1 tRNA gene and 2 rRNA genes (1 of these 3 cut by a window edge) are annotated in these 3,029 nt (G+C 54.0%); all 3 read right to left on the bottom strand.

From position 1 onward, the window contains the following. Positions 1 to 71: 71 nt before the first annotated feature. Positions 72 to 148: transfer RNA gene (locus tag BMG00_RS17365), tRNA-Met, on the bottom strand. Between the two features lie 74 nt (positions 149 to 222). Further along, positions 223 to 337, bottom strand: a 5S ribosomal RNA gene (gene rrf / locus BMG00_RS17360). 77 nt (positions 338 to 414) lie between these two features. Continuing rightward, positions 415 to 3,029: ribosomal RNA gene (locus BMG00_RS17355) — 23S ribosomal RNA — on the bottom strand; it runs 217 nt beyond the window's last position.

The raw sequence follows: 3,029 nt of genomic DNA, 5'->3' as shown, positions 1-3,029 counted from the left end.
TGCTTCCAGCGGAGGAATCCGAATGCAAAAAGCGCCCCTTGGGGCGCCATCGAACTGTATTTCATAAGATTTGGTTGCGGGAGTAGGATTTGAACCTACGACCTTCAGGTTATGAGCCTGACGAGCTACCGGGCTGCTCCATCCCGCGCCAATTCCCGAGGGCTTTATATTGCGATCGGGGATGATATCGTTTTGAGAGATGATTTGCTCGCTTCTTTCTAGGTTTGGCGGTGACCTACTCTCCCACGTCTTAAGACGCAGTACCATTGGCGCGACGGCACTTAACGGCCGAGTTCGGAAAGGGATCGGGTGTTTTGCTCGTGCTATGACCACCAAACCGAGGAAGAAGCGTGTCCAAGTCATGTATTGTGCATGCTGTTTTGATCTTAGCCAGAGGTCTGGCTACTACCGGATCAAATCAAGCCAATCGGGCAATTAGTACTGGTCAACTGAACGCGTTGCCGCGCTTACATCTCCAGCCTATCGACGTGGTGGTCTTCCACGGCCCTCAAGGGATACCTAGTTTTGAAGGGGGCTTCCCGCTTAGATGCTTTCAGCGGTTATCCTGTCCGGACATAGCTACCCAGCACTACCGTTGGCACGATAACTGGTCCACCAGTGGTCCGTTCACCCCGGTCCTCTCGTACTAGGGGCAACTCTTCTCAAGTATCCTACACCCACGGCAGATAGGGACCGAACTGTCTCACGACGTTCTAAACCCAGCTCACGTACCTCTTTAAATGGCGAACAGCCATACCCTTGGGACCTGCTCCAGCCCCAGGATGAGATGAGCCGACATCGAGGTGCCAAACGATGCCGTCGATATGGACTCTTGGGCATCATCAGCCTGTTATCCCCAGAGTACCTTTTATCCGTTGAGCGATGGCCCTTCCACTCGGGACCACCGGATCACTATGGCCGACTTTCGTCTCTGCTCGACTTGTCAGTCTTGCAGTCAGGCTGGCTTCTGCCATTGCACTCAACGAGCGATTTCCGACCGCTCTGAGCCAACCTTCGCGCGCCTCCGTTACACTTTGGGAGGCGACCGCCCCAGTCAAACTACCCACCACGCAGGGTCCCGGACCCGGATAACGGGCCGCGGTTAGACATCAAGAGTGCGAAGGGTGGTATCTCAAGGGAGGCTCCACCAAAACTGGCGTTCTGGTTTCAAAGCCTACCACCTATCCTGCACATCACAATCCTGATGCCAGTGCGAAGCTATAGTAAAGGTTCATGGGGTCTTTCCGTCTAACCGCGGGTAGTGTGCATCTTGACACACAGTTCAATTTCGCTGAGTCCACGTTTGAGACAGCGGGGAGATCGTTACGCCATTCGTGCAGGTCGGAACTTACCCGACAAGGAATTTCGCTACCTTAGGACCGTTATAGTTACGGCCGCCGTTTACCGGGGCTTCAATTCGGTGCTTGCACACCTCCTTTTAACCTTCCGGCACCGGGCAGGCGTCAGACTGTATACGTCGCCTTACGGCTTCGCACAGCCCTGTGTTTTAAGTAAACAGTCGCCACCCCCTAGTTTGTGCCCCCCACCCACACTTGCGTGCGAATGGGGCCTCCTTCTCGCGAACTTACGGAGGCATTTTGCCGAGTTCCTTAAACGTGGTTCTCTCAAGCGCCTTGGTATTCTCTACCAGTCCACCTGTGTCGGTTTCGGGTACGATCTTAAAGTGGGGCTATTTCCAGGAACCGCTAAGCAGCCCGTTCAATCCGATAAGAACGAACTACCCTCGCGATCCGTCACCACCACATGGCCCAGGAATATTAACCTGGTTCCCATCGACTACGCCTTTCGGCCTCGCCTTAGGGGTCGGCTTACCCTGCTCAGATTAGCTTTAAGCAGGAACCCTTGGACTTTCGGCGACAGGGTCTCTCACCCTGTTTGTCGCTACTCATGTCAACATTCTCACTTCTGATCACTCCACCGGATGCCTTACAGCCCGGCTTCACAGTCAGAACATTGCCTCCAATAGCTCCGAAGAGCGTAAGGAGGCAGCGTTCTATATCACAGAACGCTCCGCTACCACGCACATCACTGTGCATCCAAAGCTTCGGCTCGTGGCTTGAGCCCCGTTACATCTTCGCCGCAGGACCTCTTGACTAGACCAGTGAGCTGTTACGCTATCTTTAAAGGATGGCTGCTTCTAAGCCAACCTCCTGGTTGTTTTGGAAGTCCCACATGCTTTCCCACTTAGCCACGAATTGGGGGCCTTAGCTGTTGGTCAGGGTTGTTTCCCTCTCCACGACGGACGTTAGCACCCGCCGTGTGTCTGCCGATCAGTTCTTCCCGGTATTCGGAGTTTGCTTAGACTCAGTAAGGCTGTGGGCCCCCATCATCCATGCAGTGCTCTACCCCCGGGAGAATACAATCGACGCGCTACCTAAATAGCTTTCGCGGAGAACCAGCTATCTCCAGATTTGATTGGCCTTTCACCCCTAGCCACACGTCATCCGGACCCTTTTCAACGGGTGTCGGTTCGGACCTCCAGTGAGTGTTACCTCACCTTCATCCTGCACATGGCTAGATCATCTGGTTTCGGGTCTGATCCATCGAACTAAAACGCCCTTTTAAGACTCGCTTTCGCTACGCCTACACCTAACGGCTTAAGCTTGCTCGATAGACCAAGTCGTTGACCCATTATACAAAAGGTACGCCGTCAGAGCTCAAGGCTCCTCCGACTGCTTGTAGGCGTCCGGTTTCAGAAACTGTTTCACTCCCCTCGTCGGGGTGCTTTTCACCTTTCCCTCACGGTACTGGTTCGCTATCGGTCAGTAAGGAGTACTTAGCCTTCGAGGGTGGTCCCCCGATCTTCAGACAGGATTTCACGTGTCCCGCCCTACTTAATGCGTCCTATCGAGCTTCCCATACGGGGCTGTCACCCACTATGGCTGATCTTTCCAGATCATTCTGGTCACTTTCAAGGTTCGGCTGGTCCGCGTTCGCTCGCCACTACTAGCGGAGTATCTGTTGATTTCCTTTCCTCCGGGTACTTAGATGTTTCAGTTCCCCGGGTT

It is taken from the genome of Thioclava marina (assembly GCF_002020135.1).
In the GTDB taxonomy this organism is placed as follows: domain Bacteria; phylum Pseudomonadota; class Alphaproteobacteria; order Rhodobacterales; family Rhodobacteraceae; genus Thioclava; species Thioclava marina.
This window is presented reverse-complemented; position numbering and strand designations above follow the sequence as displayed.